This is a genomic window from Mesocryomonas lacus, assembly GCF_055730135.2.
In genome coordinates, this window is sequence record NZ_JBUZWE020000008.1 from 78837 (window position 1) to 103166 (window position 24330).

The 24330-nt window shown below is 67.5% G+C and carries 23 protein-coding genes; 18 read left to right on the forward strand and 5 right to left on the reverse strand.

Annotation, left to right across the window (positions count from 1 at the left end):
- Positions 1-51: 51 nt before the first annotated feature.
- Positions 52-1629, reverse strand: coding sequence for an ABC transporter substrate-binding protein (locus ACZLZY_RS13890; RefSeq protein ID WP_472934806.1), 1578 nt, complete (start codon positions 1627-1629; stop codon positions 52-54).
- Positions 1630-1809: 180 nt separating this feature from the next.
- On the opposite strand from ACZLZY_RS13890, the gene ACZLZY_RS13895 reads away from it, so the two are divergent.
- From ACZLZY_RS13895 to ACZLZY_RS13980, 18 genes are all read left to right on the forward strand, one after another.
- Complete coding sequence (locus tag ACZLZY_RS13895) at positions 1810-2793, forward strand: GntR family transcriptional regulator (RefSeq protein ID WP_472934807.1); 984 nt, start codon at positions 1810-1812, stop codon at positions 2791-2793.
- Complete coding sequence (locus ACZLZY_RS13900) at positions 2790-3491, forward strand: creatininase family protein (RefSeq protein WP_472934808.1); 702 nt, start codon at positions 2790-2792, stop codon at positions 3489-3491. Before ACZLZY_RS13895 ends, ACZLZY_RS13900 begins: the two co-directional genes overlap by 4 nt.
- On the forward strand, positions 3488-4540 hold the full coding sequence (locus ACZLZY_RS13905) for a ketopantoate reductase family protein (protein WP_472934809.1): 1053 nt from the start codon (positions 3488-3490) through the stop codon (positions 4538-4540). Before ACZLZY_RS13900 ends, ACZLZY_RS13905 begins: the two co-directional genes overlap by 4 nt.
- Entirely contained in the window at positions 4537-5295 is a 759-nt protein-coding gene (locus tag ACZLZY_RS13910; RefSeq protein ID WP_472934810.1) for an SDR family NAD(P)-dependent oxidoreductase, read from the forward strand. The genes ACZLZY_RS13905 and ACZLZY_RS13910 overlap by 4 nt, the downstream gene beginning before the upstream one ends.
- On the forward strand, positions 5292-6665 hold the full coding sequence (locus ACZLZY_RS13915) for a dipeptidase (protein WP_472934811.1): 1374 nt from the start codon (positions 5292-5294) through the stop codon (positions 6663-6665). Before ACZLZY_RS13910 ends, ACZLZY_RS13915 begins: the two co-directional genes overlap by 4 nt.
- Before the next feature lie 176 nt (positions 6666-6841).
- Positions 6842-7168 carry a hypothetical protein gene (locus ACZLZY_RS13920; protein WP_472934812.1) on the forward strand — a complete coding sequence of 109 codons (327 nt, stop codon included), beginning with the start codon at positions 6842-6844 and terminating at the stop codon, positions 7166-7168.
- Between the two features lie 295 nt (positions 7169-7463).
- Entirely contained in the window at positions 7464-8345 is an 882-nt protein-coding gene (locus tag ACZLZY_RS13925; RefSeq protein WP_472934813.1) for a helix-turn-helix domain-containing protein, read from the forward strand.
- A gap of 96 nt (positions 8346-8441) precedes the next feature.
- Positions 8442-9359: an ABC transporter substrate-binding protein gene (locus ACZLZY_RS13930; protein ID WP_472934814.1), complete on the forward strand. Its 918-nt coding sequence runs from the start codon at positions 8442-8444 to the stop codon at positions 9357-9359.
- Positions 9360-9415: 56 nt separating this feature from the next.
- The gene (locus ACZLZY_RS13935; RefSeq protein WP_472934815.1) at positions 9416-10918 is read left to right on the forward strand and encodes a sugar ABC transporter ATP-binding protein; all 1503 of its coding nucleotides are present in this window, start codon (positions 9416-9418) and stop codon (positions 10916-10918) included.
- Positions 10908-11882, forward strand: a complete 975-nt coding sequence (locus ACZLZY_RS13940) for an ABC transporter permease (RefSeq protein WP_472934816.1) — start codon at positions 10908-10910, stop codon at positions 11880-11882. Before ACZLZY_RS13935 ends, ACZLZY_RS13940 begins: the two co-directional genes overlap by 11 nt.
- Positions 11883-11920: 38 nt before the next feature.
- Positions 11921-12652, forward strand: a complete 732-nt coding sequence (locus tag ACZLZY_RS13945; protein WP_472934817.1) for an SDR family oxidoreductase — start codon at positions 11921-11923, stop codon at positions 12650-12652.
- Positions 12653-12731: 79 nt separating this feature from the next.
- The gene (locus ACZLZY_RS13950; protein WP_472934818.1) at positions 12732-13457 is read left to right on the forward strand and encodes an SDR family oxidoreductase; all 726 of its coding nucleotides are present in this window, start codon (positions 12732-12734) and stop codon (positions 13455-13457) included.
- Positions 13458-13815: 358 nt separating this feature from the next.
- Positions 13816-14802: a sugar phosphate isomerase/epimerase family protein gene (locus ACZLZY_RS13955; RefSeq protein WP_472934819.1), complete on the forward strand. Its 987-nt coding sequence runs from the start codon at positions 13816-13818 to the stop codon at positions 14800-14802.
- A 55-nt stretch (positions 14803-14857) separates the two neighbouring features.
- Positions 14858-15913, forward strand: a complete 1056-nt coding sequence (locus ACZLZY_RS13960; protein ID WP_472934820.1) for a sugar ABC transporter substrate-binding protein — start codon at positions 14858-14860, stop codon at positions 15911-15913.
- A 72-nt stretch (positions 15914-15985) separates the two neighbouring features.
- Entirely contained in the window at positions 15986-17515 is a 1530-nt protein-coding gene (locus tag ACZLZY_RS13965; RefSeq protein ID WP_472934821.1) for a sugar ABC transporter ATP-binding protein, read from the forward strand.
- 3 nt (positions 17516-17518) lie between these two features.
- The gene (locus ACZLZY_RS13970; RefSeq protein WP_472934822.1) at positions 17519-18493 is read left to right on the forward strand and encodes an ABC transporter permease; all 975 of its coding nucleotides are present in this window, start codon (positions 17519-17521) and stop codon (positions 18491-18493) included.
- Entirely contained in the window at positions 18490-19356 is an 867-nt protein-coding gene (locus ACZLZY_RS13975) for a MurR/RpiR family transcriptional regulator (RefSeq protein WP_472934823.1), read from the forward strand. Before ACZLZY_RS13970 ends, ACZLZY_RS13975 begins: the two co-directional genes overlap by 4 nt.
- Positions 19353-20234: a PfkB family carbohydrate kinase gene (locus ACZLZY_RS13980; RefSeq protein WP_472934824.1), complete on the forward strand. Its 882-nt coding sequence runs from the start codon at positions 19353-19355 to the stop codon at positions 20232-20234. Before ACZLZY_RS13975 ends, ACZLZY_RS13980 begins: the two co-directional genes overlap by 4 nt.
- A 60-nt stretch (positions 20235-20294) precedes the next feature.
- Here the strand turns inward: ACZLZY_RS13980 and ACZLZY_RS13985 are convergent, their stop codons facing one another.
- From ACZLZY_RS13985 to ACZLZY_RS14000, 4 genes are all read right to left on the reverse strand, one after another.
- Positions 20295-21089 (reverse strand): SDR family NAD(P)-dependent oxidoreductase, encoded by a 795-nt coding sequence (locus ACZLZY_RS13985; protein WP_472934950.1) that lies wholly within the window; start codon positions 21087-21089, stop codon positions 20295-20297.
- Positions 21090-21497: 408 nt separating this feature from the next.
- A complete protein-coding gene (locus ACZLZY_RS13990; RefSeq protein ID WP_472934825.1) occupies positions 21498-21767 on the reverse strand; it encodes a hypothetical protein in 270 nt (89 codons plus the stop codon).
- A gap of 67 nt (positions 21768-21834) precedes the next feature.
- A complete protein-coding gene (locus tag ACZLZY_RS13995) occupies positions 21835-23151 on the reverse strand; it encodes an aspartate aminotransferase family protein (protein ID WP_472934826.1) in 1317 nt (438 codons plus the stop codon).
- A 4-nt stretch (positions 23152-23155) separates the two neighbouring features.
- On the reverse strand, positions 23156-24190 hold the full coding sequence (locus tag ACZLZY_RS14000; RefSeq protein WP_472934827.1) for a phosphotransferase: 1035 nt from the start codon (positions 24188-24190) through the stop codon (positions 23156-23158).
- Positions 24191-24330 lie beyond the last annotated feature (140 nt).

A 24330-nucleotide genomic window follows, 5' to 3' on the forward strand; every position in this document is an offset into this window, starting at 1 on the left:
AGGAAAGGCGCGCCGCCCAGGGACGGCGCGCCGGCATCACTGGAAGCTGGCTTACTTGTCGAGCCAGGTCTTGACGAAGACGTTGTTGCCGAGCGGGATCTGCAAGAAACCATGCACCTTGGTGCTCAGCGCCACGGGGTAGGGGGTCTCGTAGAGCGGCAGGATCGGCCCGGTCGTGTTGTAGATCTCCTGAATCTTGGCGTAGTCCTCGGCGCGCTTTGCCGGGTCCATTTCCTTCTGCGACTGCTCGTAGAGGCTGTCGACCTCCGGGCTCTTCCAGCCCGAATGCAAGGCGTCGATGGTCGGTGAGTAGGCGAAGTAGGAGGTGATCTGGCTGGGGTCGGAGATGTCGTTGGTCCAGGCGGCGACGCGCATGGTGAAGGTGCCGGCGCGGTACTGGTCGGTGCGCGAGGCGTTGTCGACCTGCTGCAGCTCCAGCTTCACGCCGAGCGGCGCCCACATCTGCTGCAGGGCCGTGCCAATTCCGATCTCGTCCTGGCTGCCGGCGAGCACGAGGAGGCTGGTCGAGAAGCCGTCGGCATAGCCGGCCTCGGCCAGGAGTGCCTTCGCCTTCTCCATGTCGACGGGGTAGAGCGGCGCGTCGCCGGTATGGAGCGGCGTCGCTGTGGACATGAACGAGGTCATCGGCGTGCCGACCCCTTGCGTGACGATCTGGATGATCGCCTCCTTGTTGGTGGCGTAGTTCAGCGCCTGGCGCACCTTCTCGTTCGCCAGCGGGTTCTTCTTGCCGCCGAGCTCCGGCCGGACGTTCATCGTGACGTACTGGACGCGGGTCGAGGGAAACATTTCCATGGCGATGCCGTCGGCCGACTTCAGCTCGGCGACGCGGGCATAGGGGATGAGTTCGGCGCCCTGGATCTCGCCCGACTGCAGCTTCAGGATGCGCGTCGCGTCATCCGGCAGCAGTTCGAAGGTCACGCCGTCGAGATAGGGCAGCGGCTGCCCGTCCTCGCCCTTCTCCCAGTAGTAGGGGTTCTTGACGAGCTTCATCGTCGCGCCGCGCTCCCAGGAGGCCAGCGTGAACGGGCCCGAGGTCACCGGTTTGGCGGCGAAGGCCTCGGCCTTCTCCTTCTCGGTCGCGCCGGGTGCCGCCTCAAACAGCTTCTGCGGCATGATGCCGGTGTTGAACACGGTGAGGGCGGCGAGAATCGCTGGGTCGGCATGCTTCAGCTTGACGACGACCGTCTTGTCGCCCTCGGTGGTGACGTCGGCAATGGATTCCACCAGCGCCGTCCAAGCGCCGTTGTCCGGCTTCGAGGCCCGCTTCAGCGACCAGGCGACGTCGGCCGGGGTGATCGGCGAGCCGTCGGAGAACTTGATGCCGTCGCGCAGCGTCAGCGTGACCGAGGTGCCGTCCTCGGCGACCTTCCATTCACTGGCGAGGCCGGCGCGCACGTCCTTGCCGTCGTCGGTCGGCTGCAGCAAGGTGTCGTAGAGGTTGGACAGGATCCAGATGTCGACATTGGCGTCGTTGAGGACCGGGTCGAGGAAAAGGCTGTCGGCGTAGCGGCCATAGCTGAGGACGCCGCCCCGCTCCACGGCAAGGGCGGACGGGCTGGCGCTGAAGAGCAGTGCGGCAGCTAAGCCGGCCTGGAGCAGGTTTCTCATGGAGCCTTCGCCTTCTGTGTCAGAGTTGAACTGTTCTAGTCGGGTGTAACGTTGCCTAAGCCGGCGCGGCTGTCAACGCACCGAAAGACGCTATTCTCGATGTTCCCAAGGCGGCGCCCGATGCACTCTTGTGAGCTCTCGGGTGGCTGTGATAGCCAAGTAGGACAGTTGGAGCGCCGCATGATCTTTCACGTCGACCGCGATCTGCCGGTATCGCTCAGGCTGCAGCTGCAGGGCCTGATCGAATACGGCATCGCCTGCGGCGAACTGCGGGTCGGCGAGGCCTTGCCGTCGGTGCGCGAACTTGCCGAGCGCGTCGGCGTCGCGCCGATGACGGTGAGCCAGGTCTACCGGGAGCTGAAGGCGGCGGGCCTGATCGAGGCGCGGCCGGGCGCCGGCACCTATGTCGCCGACAGCCTGCCGGCGCGAACCGCCGGGCGGCCCGAGGCGCTGCACCTGCGCCAGCAGATCGACGCGCTGATCGACGACAGCCTCGCCATGGGCGTGCGCACCAGCGACCTCGCCTCGCTGGTCAACGCCCGGCTGTTCTACCGCGCCAGTCTCGGGCGGCGCACCGCGGTGGTGATGGTCGGCCTGTTCCAGGCCGCGACCGTCGCCTATGCGCGGGCGATCGCCGCCCGGCTCGGCGACAATGCGACGGTGGCGCCGATGACGTTGTCGGCCCTCCAGCGCGATCCCGCGATGAAGGCGCGCGCCGCCTCCGCCGATCTCGTCGTCACCTTCGTCAACCGGCACCGCGAGGTCGAGAGCTTCCTGCCGAACACCCGCGTCGTCGCCATCAGCTTCATCCCCTCGGAGGAGACGCGGCTTGCGCTCGCCTCGCTCGACCCCTTGCTGAAGCTTGCCGTGGTCTCGCGGTTTCCCGACTTCCTGCCGATCATGAAGAGCGGCGTCCAGCGCTTCGCCCCGCATGTCGCCGACCTCGCCGCTGTCAATCTCGACACACCGACGGCGGAGGCGGTGGTCGGCGCGGCGGACGTTGTTGTCTACGCCACGGGTGCCGAGGCGATCCTCGAGAAGCTCGGCCGCGAGACCCGCGCGATCGAATACCGGCACGTGCCGGACCCCGTCGACATCGACCGCATCGTCCGGCCCGCCGTGCGCGATGCGGGTTCAACCGTTCTGGAAAGGCAGGCCTCATGAAGATTTCGGAGATGAACTGGCGGCAGGTCGAGGACTACCTGAAGCATGACGACCGCGTCGTGCTGCCGCTCGGCTCGACCGAGCAGCATGCCGGGCTCAGCCTGTCCGTCGACTCCATTCTTTCCGAGCGCGTCGGCGCCGAGGCGGCGGAGACGCTGGGCGTGCCGGTCTTCCCGGTCGTCGCCTATGGCCTGACCCCCTATTTCCTCGCCTTTCCCGGGACGATCAGCCTGCGCGTCGAGACCTATGTGCGGATCATCCGCGACATTCTCGATGGCCTTGCGGCGCAGGGGTTCCGCAAGATCCTCATCGTCAACGGCCATGGCGGCAACCAGCCTGCCGGCGCCTTCGCCATCGAGTGGATGGCCGACAATCCGGGCACTGCGGTGAAATTCCACAACTGGTGGAACGCCCCGAAGACCTTCGCCAAGGTGCAGGAGATCGACCCCGTCGCCTCGCACGCCTCCTGGATGGAGAATTTTCCCTGGACCCGGCTGCCGGGCGTCGAGCTGCCGAAGGAGCAGAAGCCGATGGTCGACCTCGCCCGGATGCGGCTGATGGACCCGAAAGCGGTGCGCGCCTATCTCGGCGACGGCAATTTCGGCGGCTACCCCCAGCGCGACGATGCCGAGATGCAGGCGATCTGGGACGTTGCCATCGCGGAAGCCCGCGAATTGCTGGAAGGGCCCTGGGCATGAGCGAAACGCTGCCGGGCGGCCCGATCCTCGTCTGGGGCGCCGGCGCCATCGGCGGGACGCTCGGCGCCGCGCTGATCCGGGCCGGCGAAGAGGTGGTCTTCGTCGACGTCGACGCGGCCCATGTCGCTGCCATCAACGAGCGCGGACTCGACATCGTCGGGCCGATCGACCCGCACCACGTCACGGCGAAAGCCTTTCTGCCGGATGACGTCGAGGGAAGCTTCGAGCGCATCCTGCTCTGCGTCAAGGCGCACCATACGGAAGCCGCAACGGCCAAGCTGCTGCCGCATCTCAGCCCCGGTGGCTACGTGCTCTCGGCCCAGAACGGCCTCAACGAACGCGTCATCGCCCGCCAGACCGGCGAGGCGAGGGTTATCGGCTGCTTCGTCAATTTCGGTGCGGACTATCTCGAGCCCGGCGTCGTCCAGTACAGCGGCCGCGCCGCCGTGGTGGTCGGCGAGATGGACGGCCGTCTTTCGCCGCGGGTGACGGCCCTGCACCAGGCCCTGCTCGCTTTCGAGCCGCGCGCGGTGCTCACCCGCAACATTTCAGGTTATCTCTTTGCCAAGCTCGTTTACGGCGGGCTGCTGTTCGCCACCGCCGTCACCGACGACAGCATTGCCGACGTCCTCGCCATGCCCGAGATGCGGCCGCTGCTGACGCGGCTGGCGCACGAGGTCGGCGCCGTTGCCGAGGCCGAGGGGGTGACGCTGGAGTCTTTCGATGGCTTCGACCCGCAGGCCTTCCTGCCCAGCGCCCCTCTGGAAGAGACCATGCGCTCGTTCGACGAGATGGTGGTGCACAACCGAAAGTCGGCGAAAACCCATAGCGGCATCTGGCGCGACCTCGCCATCCGCAAGCGGCGGACCGAGGTCGACGCCCAGCTCGGCCCGGTTGCCGAGATCGCCGCCACCCACGGCATCGCGACGCCGATCGTCACGCGGCTGATCGCCATGATCCACGAGATCGAGGATGGCGTGCGTCCGCTCGCCCTCGAAAACCTCGTCGCGCTCGACCGCGCCACCGCCCCTCAGGACCTGCCCGCATGAACATCAGCTTCGAAGGCCGCCGCGCGCTCGTCACCGGGGCGGCGCACGGCTTCGGCCGCGCCATCGCGCTCGGCTTTGCCGAGCGAGGCGCCGACGTCATCGCCTGCGACATCAACGCCGCGGACCTGGCCGAGACGGTGCGGCTCGGCGGTGCATCTTGCCGCTCGCTCGTGCTTGACGTGTCCGACCGCGGGGCGGTCCAGGCCGCCTTCGCCGATCTCTCGGCGCGGGGAGAGGGCGTCGACATCCTCATCAACAATGCCGGCGGCGTGCTCGGACAGGTCGGCCGGCCGATCGAGGAGATCACCGAGAGCGACTGGCAGTCGATCTTCGGCGTCAATCTCTCCGGCGCCTTCTTCATGGCGCAGGCCGCCGCCCCGTCGATGAAGGCGAAGGGTTTCGGCCGCATCGTCAACATCGCCAGCGGCGCCGGGCTCGGCATCAGCCTCACCGGCATCCAGGCCTATGCCAGCGCCAAGGCCGGGCAGATCGGGCTGACCCGCCAGCTGGCGCACGAGCTCGGACCTTTCGGCATCACCGTCAACAACGTCGCGCCCGGCTTCGTCCGGTCGAACCCGACGACAGAGCGGCAGTGGGCGGCGATGGGCGAGGACGGCCAGGCGCGGCTCATCGACAACATCGCGCTGAAGCGGCTCGGCAGCGCCGACGACATCGCTCATGCCGTGCTGTTCTTTGCCTCCGACTACGCCAGCTGGGTGTCCGGGCAGATCCTCAGCGTGGACGGCGGCAAGTGACGGCGGATATCGAGGCCCATCTGGCGGCCGGCATAGAAGCCGCGATCGAAGAGCTGAAGGCGTTCTGCCGGATCCCGAGCGTCAGCACCGATCCGGCTTTCGCCGGCGAGGTCCGGCGGGCGGCGGGTTTCGTGCGCGACCGGCTGGAGAAGGCGGGCCTCGAGAACGCCGTGCTGTTCGAGACCAGCGGCCACCCGCTGGTGCTGGCCGACTGGCTGCATGCGCCAGGCGCCCCGACCCTTCTCGTCTACGGCCATTACGACGTGCAGCCGCCGGACCCGCTGGACAAGTGGACGACGCCGCCCTTCGAGCCCGACATCCGCAACGACCGGCTCTACGCCCGCGGCATCGCGGACGACAAGGGGCCGGTGATGATCCCGATCCTTGCCGCCGAGGCGTTTCTCAGCCTGCGGGGCCGGCTTCCGGTGAACCTCAAATTCGTCATCGAGGGCGAGGAAGAGTCCGGTAGCCCGCACTTCGCGCCTAGCATCGCTGAACTAAAGGAGCGGCTCGCCTGCGATCTCGTCGTCTCCGCCGACGGCGCGATGTGGCGGGCGGACCTCCCATCGGTGACGGTCGCCAGCCGCGGCATGCTGGCGCTCGACGTCGTTCTCTCCGGTGCGGCGAAGGACCTGCATTCCGGTCGGCACGGCGGCTCGGCGCCCAATCCGGTGCGCGCCCTCGTGCGGATGCTGGCCTCGCTGCACGATGCCGACGGCCACGTCGCCGTCGCCGGTTTCGCCGACGGCGCGACGCCGCCGGACCCGGCGATCCTCGCGGCGATCAAAGTCGCGGACTTCGATCCCGCCGCCTATTTCGCCGAGATCGGCGCCGCGCGGCCGGCCCCTCTGCCGTCCGGCGAAGACCTGCTGGTGCGGCAATGGCTGCAGCCGACGCTGGAGTTCAACGGCATTTCCGGCGGCTATGCCGGCATCGGCACCAAGACCGTCATTCCCTCGGTTGCCAGCGCGAAGATCACCTGCCGCCTCGTCGCCGGCCAGGAGCCCGAGGCCGTCGCCGTGGCCATCTCCCGCCATCTCGAAGCGGCAAAGCCGTCCGGCTACCGCCTCGACATCAAGCGTCACGGCCCCGGCTCCGCCGCTTTCGCACTGGATCCGGCGATGCCGGCGCTCGCTGTCGCCGAGGACATCCTCGGCGAGCTTCTGGGGGCGCGGCCGCTCCGCGTCGCCATGGGCGCGACGATCCCAATCGGCTCGGTCTTTGCCGAGCATCTCGGCGTCGGCACGGTGTTCTTCTCGTTCGCCACCGCCGACGAGGATTATCATGCGCCGAACGAGTTCTTCCGCCTGTCGAGCTTCCGCACCGGCCTCACCGCCTGGGCCCGCTTGCTCGACCGGCTCGGCGCCTGACACGGCGCCCGCCGGCCGGCGCCGCCGCGTGCACGGGGCAAGGCGCGTCCAGAGGGTGATGCTGCTCTGACGCCTGCCGGCTTGACCGCGCCCGCGGGTTCGGCCCATCACTCCCGCCGAAACGGGATGACAGGACCCGATGCCGCGGGCGCGGCAGGTCGGCCGGGAGTTGAGACATGGCACGAAAGATCCGCGACGCGAGCTGGCTCGAAGACGAGGCTGCGGCCATCGCGCCGGCGGAGCCTTGCTGGCTCTGCGGGCGGCCGCTCGGCAAGACGGTGGATCGCTTCCACCCGATCCCGAAGAGCCGCGGCGGGCGTGACACCGTCCCGGTCCACCCGATCTGCCGGGAAACCATCGACGCCAATTTCTCGGCGAGCGAACTCGTCCGCCATGCCGAGAGCGGCACGCCGCTGACGGACAACGAGACCGTCGCGCGCTTCGTTAAATGGGTCGCCGGCAAGGCTCCGGACTTCCATTCATCGACCAAGACCGGACGCTGACGCCGCTCGTTCGGCGTTCGCCGCGGCTCATCTAAGGCGAACGCTCGGCACGTATTGGGCCGACGGCGAGGCGCTCTCGGAAAACATCGCCAACCCCCTTCCTGCCGCGCGGGCGTTGTCCTACCGAAATTTTGATGCTGGACGGCCAAAAAAGTATCAGGCTTAGCGGCGTGGGAATGTAGCGGAACGCCGCCCTCCGCCCGTATCCTCCCTACATGCAGGTCGCGCGGAACTTGGTTGAGGAGCCAAGGTCCGTCCTCCCGAAAGGGGCGACACGCAGGGGAGGAAATCACTGATGCAACCGGACCTTGAGCTGGTTCATATCCGCAAGGGCGAGTCCTTTGCGGCATGGGCGCACGGCTATCCGTTTCGGACGGTGCGCTGGCACTACCACCCGGAATACGAGATCCACCTGGTCGTGGAGACGTCCGGACAGTATTGCATCGGCGACTTCGCCGGTGAATTTTCACCGGGCCAGCTGATCATGACCGGTCCCAATCTGCCGCAGAACTGGATCAGTGACGTCGCCGAGGGCGACACCGTTCCCGTCCGTTCGATCGTCATTCAGTTTCCGGAGGAGTTCATCGAGGCGTCGTCGGCGGCGATCGCCGAGCTCCATGCGCTGCGCCCGCTGCTGGTGCGCAGCCGCCGCGGTCTGCTGTTCGACCGGGCGACGAGCGCCAATGTGTACCCGCTGATGCAGCAGCTGCTCGACGCGCAGGGGCTGCGCCGGATCGCGCTCTTCTGGGATATTCTCGGTCACCTCGCGGCCGGCGAGCACGAGGTGCTCGCCAGCCTCAGCTTCGAGCCGAACCTCACGCAGACCAAGGACAGCGGCATCAACCGTGCCATCGCCCACCTGCGCGAGCACCTGACGCAGCCCGTCCCGGAGGCCGAGCTCGCCGACATGGTCGGGCAGAGCACCAGCGTCTTCTCCCGCTCCTTCAAGCGGCATACCGGCACGACCCTTGTCCGCTACCGCAACCAGCTGCGCATCGATCTCGCTTGCCAGATGCTGCTGACGGAGCCGGGCACGAAGGTCGCCGGCATCTGCTACGAGGTCGGGTTCTCCAACCTGTCCAACTTCAACCGATACTTCCTGAAGCTGAAGGGCATGTCGCCTTCGCAATTTCGCGCGACGTTCGCCGCCAACCGCGAACACGTCGTCGCCGACTGAAGAATCCTGCCGCTCGCCGAGGGGCAGTCACATCCGGCAGTCACGGCTGCTCGGACATCTGCGGACGAAATCCGCGTTCTACCCGGGAGGAATACCATGCTGAAGTCGACCCTATTCGCCGTCTCGATGGCGGCGCTCGCCGCCACCACCGCCATGCCGGCGGCCGCCCAGGACGCCAAGCTGAAGATCGGCATGACGTTCCAGGAGCTCAACAACCCCTATTTCGTCTCGATGCAGGAGGCCCTCAAGGAAGCCGCCGCGACGCTCGGCGCCGAGGTCGTGGTGACCGATGCCGGCCATGACGTGACCAAGCAGATCTCCGACGTCGAGGACATGCTGCAGCAGGGCATCGACATCCTGCTCCTCAACCCGACCGACAGCGCCGGCGTCGAGGCCGCCGTCCAGGCTGCCAAGGCCCAGGGCGTCATCGTCGTTGCCGTCGATGCCAACGCCAACGGCCCGGTCGACACCTTCGTCGGCTCCAAGAACCGCGATGCCGGCTACAAGTCGTGCAAGTATCTGGCCGACGCGCTCGGCGGCAAGGGCGAGGTCGCCATCCTCGACGGCATCGCCGTCGTGCCGATCCTGCAGCGGGTCGAGGGCTGCAAGGCGGCCTTCGCGGAGTCGCCCGAGATCAAGCTCGTGACGACGCAGAACGGTCGCCAGGACCGCTCGGTCGCGCTCGGCGTGGTCGAGAACATCCTGCAGTCGCAGCCGAACCTTGCCGGCATCTTCTCCGTCAACGACGGCGGTGCCATGGGCGCGCTCGCCGCCATCCAGGGCTCTGGCCGCGACGTCAAGCTGACCTCGGTCGATGGCGCGCCGGAAGCGGTCAAGGCCATCGCCGACGGCTCGCCGTTCATCGAGACCACCGCCCAGTTCCCGCGCGACCAGGTGCGTGTCGGCCTCGCGATGGCGCTGGCGCAGAAGTGGGGCGCGCGCGTCGTCCCGAAGGAAGTGCCGATCGACGTGATGGTGGTCGATTCCAAGAACGCTGCCGAATTCAGCTGGTAGTTCCTTCGGCCCCCGCCCCGGCGGCGGGGGCCTTCCCAATCGCGACAGGAGTTCACATGCTGGAACTGCGAGGGATCAAGAAGAGCTTCGGCCGGATCGAGGTGCTGCACGGGATCGACCTGACGGTGCGCGCCGGCGAGGTGCATGCGCTCCTGGGCGAGAACGGCGCCGGCAAGTCGACGCTGATGAAGATCCTCTGCGGCATTATCAAGCCGAGCGAGGGGACGATCGCCATCGACGGCAAGATCCACGCGTTTGCCAATTACGACGAGGCGATCGAGGCCGGGATCGGCATCGTCTTCCAGGAATTCAGCCTGATCCCGCACATGAACGCGGTCGAGAACATTTTTCTCGCCCGCGAGATGCGGGGGGCGCTGCGGCTGCTCGACCGCAAGGCGATGCGCCGGCGGGCTGCGGAGATCATGCAGCGGCTGGGTGTCGACGTGCCGCTGGACGTTCCCGTCAAGCGCCTGTCGGTCGCCCAGCAGCAGTTCGTCGAGATCGCCAAGGCGCTGTCGCTCGACGCGCGAATCCTGGTGCTGGACGAGCCGACGGCGACGCTGACGCCGAGCGAGGTCGAGCACCTCTTCAAAGTCATGCGCGAGCTCCGGCGCCAGGGTGTCGCGGTGGTCTTCATCTCCCACCACCTGGAGGAGATCTTCGAGATCTGCGACCGGATCACGGTCCTGCGCGACGGCAACTACGTCGCCGACTGCGATGTGTCGGAAATCAACAACGACCGGCTGGTGGAAATGATGGTCGGCCGCAAGCTGGAGACCAATTTTCCGCCCAAGCCGCCGCGTGATGCGCAGGCGCCCGTCGTCATCGACGTCAAGGCGATCCAGCTGAAGAAGAACGGGCCGTCCTCGCGCTTCCAGCTGCGGAAAGGCGAGATCCTCGGCTTTGCCGGCCTCGTTGGATCCGGGCGGACGGAGACGGTGCTTGCCATGCTCGGCGCCCATCCGGCGTCCCGCCGGCAGATGAAGGTCGACGGGCGCGAGACCCGGTTGTCCGGACCGGACGATGCGCTGGCGCAAGGCATCGGCCTGTTGCCGGAGAGCCGCAAGGAACAGGGCCTCATCACCCGATTCTCGATTTTACAGAACGTCTCGCTGAACAATTACGGCAAGTACCGCACCCTCGGCTGGTTCATCGACGGCAAGAAGGAGCAGGCCAGCACCGAGACGGCGATGGCGCAGGTGCAGGTCAAGGCGCAAGGCCCGCATGCGCGCGTCGACACGCTGTCGGGCGGCAACCAGCAGAAGGTGGTCATCGCCCGCTGGCTGAACCACCAGATGCGCGTCCTGATCTTCGACGAGCCGACGCGCGGCATCGACGTCGGGGCCAAGGCCGAAATCTACGCGCTGATGCGCGAGTTCACCGCGCGGGGGCACGCGATCATCATGATCTCGTCCGAACTGCCCGAGGTGATCGGGATGTCCGACCGCGTCTGTGTCTTCCGCTCCGGGGCGGTCGTCGCGACCGTCGAGGGCGAGGACATCAGCGCGGAACGGATCATGACTTTTGCGACGACCGGGAGGGCAGAACATGTCGCTTGATGCAACAGTAACCGAGCGCAAGGACCGCTTGGCCGGCGTCTGGCGGATCCTGCGATCCGAGCTGACCTTGCCGCTGGTCGGCCTTATCGTCGTGTCCTGCCTGATGGGGCTCGCCAGCGACAACTTCTTCACCATCAGCAACATCTTCAACGTGTTGCGCCAGGTCTCGATCGTCGGGATCCTGGCGGTGGGCATGACCTTCGTCATCCTCACCGGCGGCATCGATCTCTCCGTCGGCGCGGTGATGGCGCTCGTCGGCACCGTCACGGCCGGCCTGATCGTCAATTCCGGCCTGCCTGCCGGCCTCGCGCTCGTCGTCGCCATCGGTCTCGGCATCGCCATCGGCCTGGCCAACGGCGTGCTGGTGGCTTGGGGCCGCATGCCGGCGATCATCGTCACACTCGCCACGATGGGCATGGCGCGGGGCTTGGCGCTGATCTATTCCGGCGGCTATCCCATCAGCGGCTTGCCCAGCTGGATCTCCTGGTTCGGTGTCGGCCGTGTCGGCATCGTGCCGGTCCCGGTGCTCATCATGCTGGCGATCTACGCCGTCGCCTGGGTCCTTCTGCAGCGCACCGCCTTCGGGCGCCACGTCTACGCGCTCGGCGGCAATGAACTGGCCGCCCAGCTCTCCGGCGTGAAGACCCGGCGGGTGAAGCTTGCGGTCTACGGCATTTCGGGCCTGACCTCGGCGCTCGCCGCGGTGATCCTGTCCGGCCGCCTGATGAGCGGGCAGCCGAATGCCGGCGTCGGCTTCGAACTCGACGCCATCGCAGCTGTCGTCCTCGGCGGCACGGCGATCGCCGGCGGCCGCGGCCTGATCATCGGCACCCTCATCGGCGCCGTCCTTCTCGGCATCCTCAACAACGGCCTCAATCTCGTGGGCATCAACCCGTACCTGCAGGACGTCATCAAGGGCGGCATCATCCTCATCGCCATCTACATCGGCCGCGAGTGGCGCTGACCACCGGCCGCAACGAACACCCGAAAACGGAGCACGACATGTCTGAATCCCTCAACGGCAAGATCGCCGTCATCACCGGCGCGGCGTCCGGCATCGGCCTCGCCACCGCCGAGCTTCTTCTCGAGAAGGGCGCGACCGTGGTGATGGTCGACTGGAACGAGAAGAGCCTCGCCGAGATCGCCACGCGGCTCGGCGACAAGGCCATCCCGCAGGTGACGAACCTCCTGGACGCCGACAGCTGCGCCGCGATGGTCCCGGAGATCCTCGCCAAGGTCGACCACATCGACATCCTCTACTGCAATGCCGGTACCTATATCGGCGGCGACCTCACCGAAACGACGCCCGAGGCCATCGACAAGATGCTGAACCTCAACGTCAACGCCGTCATCAAGAACGTCCATGCGGTCGCGCCGCACATGATCGAGCGCAAGACCGGCGACATCATCGTCACCTGCTCGGTCGCGGGCCACTACCCGACCTATTGGGAGCCGGTCTACGCCTCCTCGAAATGGGCGATCAACTGCTTCGTCCAGACCATGCGCCGGCAGATGATTCCGCACGGCGTGCGCGTCGGCCAGGTCTCGCCGGGTCCCGTCGTCTCGGCGTTGCTGGCCGACTGGCCGGAGGAGAACCTGCGCAAGGCCAAGGAGTCCGGCAGCCTGATCGATCCCTCTGAGGTCGCCGATGCCGTCGAGTACATGCTGACCCGCAAGCGCACGGTCACCATCCGCGACATGATCGTCCTGCCGACCAATTTCGACCGCGTCTGAAGACGCAATCGCTTCCCGCGGGAACAGCCACGTCCCGGCAGCCCCGCGGGAGGCAGCTTCGCCAACCGAAAGGATCACCATGCAGTTCGCCGGCAAGAGCGTCATCATCACCGGGGCCGGCAAGGGCATCGGCCGGGCCTGCGCCGAGCTGATGGCGGCCCGCGGCGCGAGCGTCGTGGCGCTCGGCCGGACCGCCGCCGACCTCGACCGCCTGGCGGCGGACATCGGCGCCCGGACGATCCTCGTCGATCTCGCCGATACGGCGGCCACACGGGCCGCGATGACGGAAGCGGGGCCGTGCGACTACCTCATCAACAGCGCCGGGATCAACGTCCTCGAAAGCGTGCTGGAGATGACCGACGAAGGCTTCGATGCGGTCGTCGGGATCAACCTGCGCGCGGCGCTCGTCACCAGCCAGGCCTTCGCCAAGGCACGCATTGCCGCCGGCGGGGGAGGGGCGATCGTCAACATCACCTCGATCGCCGGCCACCGCGGCTTCCAGGACCATCTCGCTTATGCCGCCTCGAAGGCGGGGCTCGAAGGCGCGACCCGGGTGCTGGCCAAGGAACTCGGCCCGCACGGCATCCGCGTCAATGCCGTCGCACCCACCATCACGCTGACCGAGCTCGCGCTCGCCGCCTGGAGCGACGAGGTCAAGAGCGCGCCGATGAAGGTGCGCCATCCCCTCAACCGCTTTGCCGAAGCCGAGGAGGTCGCCTCCGCGATCGCCATGCTCCTGTCGGACGACAGCCGCATGGTGTCCGGCGTCGTCCTGCCGATCGACGGCGGCTTCCTCGCCGTCTGATCGACTGCGGTACCCGATGAAGCGGGGATGGCCGATTTCTCAGTCGTCCCCACACTTTTGCGCTCATCCGTAAAGGCCGAGACGCCAGCCTTCAAAAGGCCGTCCGTCGCGCGAGGCTCCGTCCCGCCGCGACGCCCCGCACGGCGTCCGCGCGCCTTTGTCGCGACTCGATCCCGTTTCGAACTTCTTCCCCTGGAAAAGATACCGTCGGCGCCTGCCGTCGGAACGGCCGGGCCCATGGCTGTCCGGCAGCGCGAACCCGTGGCCGATCGCGCCAGCTTGCGCCAGACTGACTTGACAACTTCACAAGTATCCTAGATTTTGTGTTGAACAACACGAACGGACTTGGACGGTTTCGATGTCAATCACGCGCTTCGCCACACGGCTCAACTCCTTTGCCTCGTCGCAGCACACCTACTGGCCCGACCTCAAGGGCAAGCCCAGCATGCTGCAGATGGCCGAGCGTGCTGCAACGGCGAAGGGGCTGACGGACCTCGACCTCAACTATCCCGATCATGTCTCGGAAGACCCGGTGGCGGTCGGACGGCGCATCGGCGACATCGGCCTAGCCGTCAACGGCCTCGCCATGCGCTACTACACCAATCCCGCCTACAAGCTCGGCGCCTTCACAAACCCGGACGAAGCCGTGAGGCGCGAGGCGATCGACCTGACCAAGCGCGGCATCGACGCCGCCCGCGCGATGGGTTCGAACCTGATGACCATCTGGCTCGGCCAGGACGGCTTCGACTACAATTTCCAGGTCGACTACGCCCAGGTCTGGGCCTGGGAGGTCGAGGGCATCCGCGAGGTCGCCGCGCATGATCCGGAGTGCATGATCTCGATCGAGTACAAGCCGAACGAGCCACGCTCCTACAGCTTGCTGCCGGATGCGGCGACGACGCTCCTCGCCATCCAGGAAGCCGGCTCGCCGAACCTCGGCGTCACGCTCGACTTCGCTCACGTTCTTTATGCCGACGAGCAGCCGGCGTTTGCCGCAGCGCTGATCCACCGCAAGAGCCGCCTCCTCGGCGTCCACCTCAACGACGGCTACGCCAAGCGCGACGACGGCCTGATGGTCGGCGCGGTGCACCTGCGTGCGACGCTGGAGCTGCTGCGCCAGATCCGCCGCGACGGCTATGACGGCGCGCTCTACTTCGACACCTTCCCGGATGCGAGCGGCCTCGATCCCGTCGCCGAGTGCGAGGTGAACATCGCCACCGTCAACCGGTTGCTCGCCGTCGCCGACAGCCTCGAGGGCGACAACCGTCTCGGCGATGCGCTGGCCCGGCAGGACGCCGTCGCCAGCCAGGCGATCGTCAACGCAGCGCTGATCGGCGCCGCCTGAACCCATCGCGAACCGGACCGCGGGAGAGTGTCCGGGAATATCTGTGGAGGATAGAATGACCTTTCGTATCAAGGCGCTCGTCGCCGCGTGCACGCTGTCGCTGCTGGCCGGTTCGGCCTTCGCGCAGGAACTGGCCCCGCTGAACTCAGATACCGAGACCGACCGCATCGCCTGGTCCGAGCTCCAGGCGAAGTTCGGCGACCTTCCGGCCGTTGCCGAAGGCACCAAGGTCGGCGGCGTGTCGAAGACGCTGACCAATGAGTACTGGCGCACCCTTGGCGAGGGCTATGCGGCGTTCGCCGCCAAGCACAATGTCGAGGTCGCCTACCAGGCGGCATCGAGCGAAGGCGACCAGCTCGGCCAGCTCTCGATCGCCGAGACGCTGCTCGCGCAGGGCTTTAGCGCGCTGCTGTTCTCGCCGCAGACCGACAACAACCTGCAGCCGGCGCTGGAGTCAGCGGTGCAGCAGGGCGTGCCGGTGGTCAACGTCAACGACGCCGTCATCCCTGGCGCCCGCCACTATGTCGGCAACGTCCAGCAGGACAACGGCGTGCGGGTCGCGCAGTGGTTCATCGACAACCGGCCAGAGGGCGGCAAGGTCGCCGTCATCGAAGGCCAGGCCGGTGTCTTCGCCGCGGGCCAGCGCACCAAGGGCTTCACCGAGACGGTGACCAAGGACGGCAAGTTCACCGTCGTCGCCAGCGTCCCTGGCAACTGGGATCGCCAGGTCGCCTACGATGCGGCCGCCACCATCCTGCAGCAGAACCCGGACCTCCTCGGCTTCTACGCCAACAATGACGGCATGGCGCTCGGCGTCGTCGAGGCGGTGAAGGCCGCAGGCCTGTCGGACAAGGTCGTGGTGTTCGGCACCGACGGCATCTCCGACGCCTATGCCTCGATCCGCGCCGGCGAGCTGACCGGCACGGTCGACAGCTTCCCGATGCTGACCGGCGAAGTCGCGATGGAGACGGCGCTCCGTCTCGTCGGCAAGCAGGCGCTGCCGCGCGTCGTCACGACGCCGCAGGCGCTGATCACCAAGGACAATGTCGAGACTTTCGCCGTGAAGGGCGACGAACTCCGCAAGGTGCTGCTGGCCGCTCCGGCCAAGTAAGCCACAGGCACCCGGGCCCCGCGCGATGCGGGCAGCCCAGGTGTCGTCAACTGCGGTCGGGAGGGCCAGGAGATGACCAGCGAACGTTTGCTGCTATCCAATGTCGGCAAGAGTTTCGGCGCGATCCGCGCACTCGACGGCGTCACCATGTCGGTGCCGCGGGGCACGGTGCACGGCCTGCTCGGCGAGAACGGGGCGGGCAAATCCACCCTGTTGCGCATTCTCTCCGGCATCTTCGACCCCTCCGAGGGCCATGTCGAGATCGACGGCGTCAAGGTCGCCGGACGCGGCCCCGTCGGCGCAAGGCAGGCCGGGATCGCGATGATTCACCAGGAACTGCAGCACGTCGCCGAGCTGACGGTGGCGCAGAACATGTTTCTCGGCCGGCCGCTGAAGAAGGCCGGCGGCCTCCTCGTCGACTGGGCCGCGCAGGAACGTGCCGCCGCCGAGGCCTTGCGCTCGCTCGATCCGGGGATCGATCCCTCGGTGCCGATCCGCACCTTGAAGGTCGCGCAGCGCCAGATCGTCGAGATCGCCCGCGCCGTGATGGAGGACGCCAAGGTCATCGCCATGGACGAGCCGACGTCGAGCCTGACCCCGGCAGAATTCGACCGCTTGGCCGTCCTGATCCGCCAGCTCGCCGCCCGCGGCGTCACCGTGATCTACGTCTCGCACAAGATGGACGAGGTCTTCACCGTCTGCCAGACGGCGACCATCCTGCGCGACGGCCGGAAAGTCGACGACGTGGTTCTCGCCGAGACCACGGAGGCGGGCGTGATCTCACGCATGGTCGGGCGCGAACTCGCCCAGGCCGAGCACAAGGGGTTCGCCACGTCCGACGTCATCCTCGACGTTCGCAACCTGTCGCGCGGCACCGCGGTGCAGGATGCGAGCTTCCGCCTCCACAGGGGCGAGGTGCTCGGCGTTTCCGGGCTCGTCGGCGCAGGGCGGACAGAACTGCTGCGGCTCGTCGCCGGCGTCGACAAGCCGACATCCGGCGAGATCGAGGTCAAGGGCAAGCGCCTGAAGCTCGGCAACCCGCGCACCGCGATCGCCGCCGGCCTCGGGCTGCTGCCGGAAGAGCGCAAGCGCGACGGCATCGTCGCCCGCCGCTCGATCCGCGCCAATATCGGTCTCTCGTCGATGCGCCGTTTCTCGCGCTTTGGCTTCGTCCAGCAGCGGGCCTTGATGCGCGAGAGCGAGAAGCTGATGCGGGAGATGAACCTTCGCCCGCTGATGATCGAGCGGCCGATCGGCCAGTTCAGCGGCGGCAACCAGCAGAAGGCGATCATCGGCCGCTGGATCGCCGCCGGTGCCGAAATCCTCCTCTTCGACGAGCCGACCCGCGGCATCGACGTCGGCGCCAAAGCCGAGATCTACGCGCTGATCGAGCGGCTTGCCGCCGAGGGCCGCGCCGTCATCGTCGTTTCTTCCGAACTGCCCGAGGTGCTGCGCGTCTCCGACCGCGTCCTTGTGATGCGCGAGGGCCGGATCGCGGCCACCATCGAGCGTGCCGACCTCACCGAGGAAGCGATCGTCGCGCACGCCATTCCCCAATCCAACGACGCTGCGAGCCCCGACTCGTCGCCCCGGGAGCACTGACCGATGGCCACCACCGACACTCTCGCCCCCGCCGCCCCGCGCCGCCGCTTCCTCAACTTCGGCCTGCGCGACGCCGGCACGCTGTTCGGCCTGGTCGTCATCGTCGTCGTCTTCTCGGTGCTGACGCCGAACTTCCTGACCGAGCGCAACCTCGTCAACATCCTGCAGCAGTCCTCGATCAACGCCTGCGTGGCGCTCGGCATGACGCTGGTGATCATCGCCGGCGGCATCGACCTCTCGGTCGGCCCGACCGCGGCGATGTCGGCGGTGGTCGCCGCCGCGCTGATGCTGGCGGGCGTCCCCATTGCGCTCGCCATTCCCGCCGCCATCCTGTTCGGTGCGGCAGCCGGCGCTATCAACGGTATGCTGGTCTCGTTCGGCGGCCTGCAGCCGTTCATCGTGACGCTCGGCACGCTGTCGCTCTACCGTGCCATTGCGCTGATCTACACCGGCGGCAACCCGATCTTCGGCATTCCGCCGGAGTTCCGCGCGCTGTTCAACGCCAGCGTCTACGGCATTCCCAATCCGGTGATCATCGTCGCCGTCCTGTCGCTGGCGGTCTGGATCGTCCTCAACAAGACGCCGCTCGGCGAGTATTTCCTCGCCGTCGGTGGCAATGAGGAAGCCTCGCACATCGCCGGCGTGCCGGTGGCGATGACCAAGATCGCGAGCTACACCATCTCCGGCGCGCTCGCCGCGGTCGCCGCGCTGATCCTCGTCGGCCGCCTCGGCGCCGCCGACCCCACCATGGGCAATCTCTGGGAGCTCGATGCCATCGCCGCCGCGGCGATCGGTGGCGCGTCGCTGATGGGCGGCAAGGGATCGATCGTCGGCACGCTGCTCGGCGCCATCATCCTTGGCTCGCTGCGCAACGGCCTGACGCTCCTCAATGTCCAGGCGTTCTACCAACTCCTCGCCACCGGCATTATCATCCTCGTCGCGATGCTGATCGATCGCGCGACGCGGGGGCGGGGATGAACATTTCTTACAGCGATCCGAGAACTATCGGGCCGCACATCCGGATGATGATGCCCCACCTGACGCCGCTGGAGGCGCGGGTGGTGGACATGATCCTCGGACGGCGGGATTTCGATGGGGCGACGTCGCTGAAGAGCATCGCCGAGGATGCCGGGGTCTCCGAGGCGATGATCGTCAAGATCGCCAAGAAGCTCGGCTTCACCGGCTTCAAGGACTTTCGCAGCGGCATCACCGACTACAATCGGCTGCCGACCGCCGACCTGCACCAGGAACTGTCGCCCGACGATACCGGTCCGATGATCGCGCAGAAGGTCTTCCGCACCTCGATCCATGCGCTCGAGGAAACGCTGTCGATCCTCGACCCCGTCGCCTTCGAGCGGGCTGCCGACCTCATCCACGGCGCGCGCCAACGTGACCTCTACGGCATCGGCGGCTCCGCGCAGATCGCCCGCGACGTCGCCCACAAGTTCCTGCGCATCGGCGTGCGCACCAATGTCTTCGACGACGCGCACATGATGCTGATGTCGGCTTCGCTTTTGGGACCGAACGACGTCGCCATCGCCTTCTCGCATTCGGGCAACACCAATGCGGTGATTGAGCCGCTGGAGCTGGCCCGCCGGCGCGGCGCCCGCACCATCGCACTCACCAACTATTCCGGCTCGCCGCTCGCGGGGATCGCCGACGTCGTGCTCTGCTCGACGGCGCAAGGTTCACCGCTGCTCGGCGAGAACGCCGCCGCGCGCATCGCGCAGCTCGTGCTGTTCGACGCGGTGTTCGCGGCGGTCGCCCAGCGCGACCTCGCCGCCGCCGAGCAGAACCTTTCCGCCACCATGGGGGCCGTCAAGGCCAAGAGACGCACATGAGCCAGAGCCTTCCCGTCGTCGTCGTCGTCGGCAGCCTGCATTACGACATCATGGTCGACGCGCCGGACCGGCCGCGAAAGGGCGAGACGGTGACCGGCACGGCCTGGCGCCCGAAGTTCGGCGGCAAGGGCGGCAACCAGGCCGTCGCCGCCGCACAGGCGGGCGCCGATGTGCGCATGGCTGGCGCCATCGGCGATGACGGGTTTGGCGCCTTCCTCCTGGAAAATCTGCAGGTCGGCGGCGTCAATCCGCGGCACATCGCCAAACTCCCGGCCGTCGGCTCGGGCATGAGCGTCGCGATCTCGGACGCCGAGGGCGATTACGGTGCCGTCATCGTCTCCGGCGCGAACCTTCAGATCTCGCATGACGCCGTTGCAGACCCGGCGCTATGGGATGGCGCCCGCGCCCTGATTTTGCAGAACGAGGTGCCGGACGCCGTCAACGTCGCGGCCGCGAGGGCCGCGAAAAAAGCGGGTGCGCTGGTCTGCCTCAACGCGGCGCCTGCCCGCGACCTGTCGGAGGACCTTGCGGCCCTCGTCGACGTGCTCGTCGTCAACGCCATCGAAGCCGAGGCGTTTGGCTCGGACGCGATCGATGACCTCGCGGGCGCCGCCGCCGCCGCACGGCAGTTGTCGCCGCGCTATCCGGTGGTCGTCGTCACGGCGGGCGGCGATGGCGTCGCCGGCCTCGAACGCGGCGGTACCGTCGTCTCGCTGCCGGCGCTGCCGGTGACGCTCGTCAGCACGCACGGCGCCGGCGACGTCTTCGTCGGCGCCTTGGTGGCGGCGCTCGTCGGCGGACAGGGCGACCTTGCCGATCACCTCAGCACCGCCAACGCCGCCGCCGCTGCCCACGTCTCGCAGCCAGCCGCGGAATAGGCGCCGCGCAGCGACGCTAAATTCCGGCGACGCGGCCCAACTTGTCCCTGTGGTTCTTCCTCAGGCGATGGTGTCGACGACGCCGCCATCGACGCGCAGCGCCGCGCCCGTCGTGGCGGAGGCCTGCTGTGACGCGACGTAGACGCAGAGGTTGGCGACTTCCTCGACGGTCGCGGCGCGCTGGATGATCGAGGTCGAGCGGTGCGCTTTGACGAAGTCGGCCGCGACCTCCTCCAGCGGCTTGCCGGTCTTCTTGACCTCGCCCGCCAGCATCTCGGCGACGCCTTCCGACAGCGTCGGGCCGGGCAGGATGGCGTTCACCGTCACGCCCGTGCCGGCCATCCGCTTGGCAAGGCCCCGGGACAGCGCGAGGTCAGCGGTCTTGGTCATGCCGTAGTGGATCATCTCGACGGGGATGTTGAGGCCGGATTCCGACGACAGGAAGAGCACGCGGCCCCAGCCCTTCGCCTGCATGCCCGGCAGGTAGGCGCGCGACAGGCGCACGCCCGACATGACGTTGACGGCAAAGAAGCGCTCCCACTCGGCGTCGGGCACGTCGAAGAAGTCCTGCGGATTGAAGATGCCGGCATTGTTGACGAGGATGTCGACGTCCGGCAGCGCAGCGACGATGGCGTCGCAGCCCTCGGCGGTCCCGACATCGCCCGCGACGCCGCGGACATCGGCGCCAGACGCCTCGTTCTTCAGCTTCGCCACCGCCGCGTCCGTGCGGCCCTTGTCGCGGCCGTTGAGGACGACGGAAGCGCCTGCCTTGGCAAGGCCGAGCCCGATGGCGTACCCGATGCCGGCGGTCGAGCCGGTGACGAGTGCGGTCTTGCCCGTGAGGTCGATCTTCATGGCTTCTCTCCAAAAACGAATGTCGGGGTCGATGGCATCCGCCATCGCCTTTTTGCCGGCGTCGGCGGGCGACAGGCGGTTGGCACTGGCGCTCATCGGCAGGACCTGTTCCCGCGAGACGAGACCGGCCAGCAGCCGATCGAAGGCTGCGACCATGTCGATCGTGCCGACGCTGTGGATGCGATCGTCGATGCGCCGGTTCAATGCGTCCTTCGCCGTGAATTAGTAAATGGCCTCGAGCGGCGTTCCGGGAAGGGCACTAACCCCGGCAACAAATGCGCCCTTCAAACGGTCATCATCGATCCGTCCGCCCCCGTTACCAGTCTGGCAGGGGCCCTCATCGACTTCCACGCCGAGTAAGTCTTGATGGTTTGAAGCCTTCGGACGAGGCTGCGCCGGCGCTGCCGCTCACGGCGCGACTTGGAAATGCAGGATGAAGTCGATCACCTTGTCCGGCGACATCTCGCACGGCTTCAGAAGCGTGCGGTCCCTCAGCCGGTAGAGATTGCCGCTGACATGCGGCCCGCCGCCGAGGTCTTCCCCGAAAAGCCAGCTCCGCCGGCCGTCCGCGGAAGTGCGCACCGTCAGCCCATAGCGACGTCCGCGATAGTTGCCCTCGCTGTAGCCGATGGGGAGGCGATGGAACCGGGCCAGCAAGGACGCGTCGAGATCGGCCATGCAGCCCTATCTGGCGATGCGTCCGGCGGGGGGAAAGGGGGCGGGGAAAAGGGGGGCGGGCAGATGGTTACATCGCCTGCAGCGTATCGCGCATCGCGGCGATCAAAGTGTCGGCGTTGTCGCGCGAGAACACCAGGGGCGGACGAATCTTCAGGACGTTGGCGTGCGGGCCGGAGGCCGAGATCAGCACGCGCCGTGCGCGCAGGCCATTGACCAGCCGGGTGGTGACGGCGGCGTCGGGCGTCTTCGTCTCGGGATCGGAGACCATTTCGACGCCGATGAACAGGCCGGCGCCGCGGACGTCGCCGATGGCGGGATACTCTTTCGCCAGCGCCGAGAGGCCTTCGCAGAGATAGGCGCCGACTGTCCGGGCGTTCTCCTGTAGGCGCTCGTTGGCCAAGGCATCGAGGACGGCGATGCCCGCGGATGCGGCGACGGGATTGCCGCCGAAGGTGTTGAAGTAGCGGCTGCGCTTGCCGAATTCGGCGATCACCGCGGGCTTCACCACGAGGCCGGCCATGGGGTAGCCGTTGCCCATCGGCTTGCCGAGCGTCACCATGTCGGGCTCGACGCCATGGCGCTCGAAGCCCCACATCGTGTCGCCGGTGCGCCCGAAGCCTGGCTGCACCTCGTCGGCGACAAACAGTCCACCGGCGCGGCGGATCGCCTCGACCGCCGGCGCGAGGAACCCCTTGGGCTCCGGGATTACGCCGTCGCTAGAGAAGATGGTGTCGGCGATGAGGAGCGCCGGCTGGATGCCATGGCGCCGGAGATCGTCGATCGCGTGCTGCACGTCGCGGCCGAACCGCTCGCGGGCTTCTTCCGGCGACTGGCGGTAGGGATCGGGGGGCGCGACCGTGCGCACGTGGGCCCCGAGCGCGACGGACGAGCCGAGCGATGGCGAGAACTCGGCAACCGTCGCGGTCACGCCGTGATAGGCGAGGCTCGTGACGATAATGCCGGTGCCGCCGGTGACGGAGCGCGCCACCCGCACGGCGAGGTCGTTCGCCTCGCTGCCGGTGCAGGTCAGCATGACCTGGCTGAGATAGGCCGGAAACGTCGCCGTCAGCCGCTCGGCATAGTCGACCACGCTGTCGTGGAGGTAGCGGGTGTGGGTGTTGAGGATGGCGGTCTGGTGGGTGATCGCCTCGACGACGCCGGGATGGCAATGGCCGAGCGAGGCGACGTTGTTGTAGGCGTCGAGATAGGCGTCGCCGGCCTTGTCGTAGAGCCAGACGCCGTCGCCCCGGACAATGTGGATCGGGCGCTCGTAGAACAAGCGGTAGGCCGGTCCCATGACCTTCTCTCGCCGCTCGATCAGCTTCTGCTCGTCCGGGCTGAGGCGGGCGAAATCGTCCGCGCTGAAAGCATTGACCATCGTCATCGGATTAGGCCTTGCAACTGTCGTGGATGAGGCGGTGGAGGTCGGCGTCCGGGACGGCGGACAGGCGCTGCAAGCCGCCCCAGGCGGTGCGGTGGTTGCGCAGGATGTAATCCCTTTCCGCCGGGCGAAGGCTCGCCCGCCATTCGGTGATGAGCACCGTCATCGCCAGCCGCGCGGCGATGAGGGTCGGCAAGGCGTCGATCTCGATCGTCTCCAGCGGTCGCCGCGCCGAGAAGCCGCTGAGCAGGGCGGCGAGCTTCTCGGCCCAATCCTCGCTCCACACCTGGTAGGATGCCGCCACCGCGAGATCCGCCACCCGCGGCCCGAACACCATGTCGCCGAAGTCGATGATCCCGGAGACGATATCCAGTGCGGCGGGATCGACGAGGACATTGTAGGGATTGAAGTCGTTGTGGATCACCTGCGCCGGAAGGTCGCCGAGCACGGGAAGGACGGTTCGGCGGAAGCGGTCGAGGACCGCCTCGACGCCCGGCCGCCGCTCCGGGGCGACGAAGCCGACGAGCGAGGCGAGGTCGGCGAAATGCGAGAGGTCCCAGAGAAGCTTTCCCACCGGCGGCCGCGCCGTTGCGCCGGCAAGGCCCGCCGACAGGCTGCCGAGCGCCAGCCCCAGCTGGTGGCAAAGCTGGGGATTGGCCGGCGTCGCGCCCAGCAATTCACCGTCGAGATAGGTCATCATCCGCAAGCGGCGGCTTCCGCCCGCCGTGTGCAAGGCATAGCTCGTCTCGCCGCCGAGCGTTCTCACCATCTTCGGCACGGGGACCTGCAGCGGCATGACTTCCAGGTGCAGCAGCACGTCGGCCTGAAAATCGAGGGAGCGGACGTCCTCGAGCGGATTGGCGATCTTCAGCGTGAAGCGGCCGTGCTCGGATGTGATCCTGAAGGTCTCGTCGCGCTCGCTCGAAAGGCGCTTGGCCTCGCCCGTGACGCCGAAGACGGAGGCAGCCAACGCCTCGACCTCCGCCATCCCGCAGAGTTCCCAATGGGCGTTCAGGATGTCGTCTTCCGGCGGCTGTTGCATCATGTGTCCAGCGGGGAGAGGGCGCTCCACACGAGCGACGTGCACACGATAGCTTTCTGATGCATCATGCGTCAAGATTGGGGGCGAGCCTCAGTTGGTGGCGGTTCGGTTTCGACCAGCCAGCAGAGACAGGCCGGAGA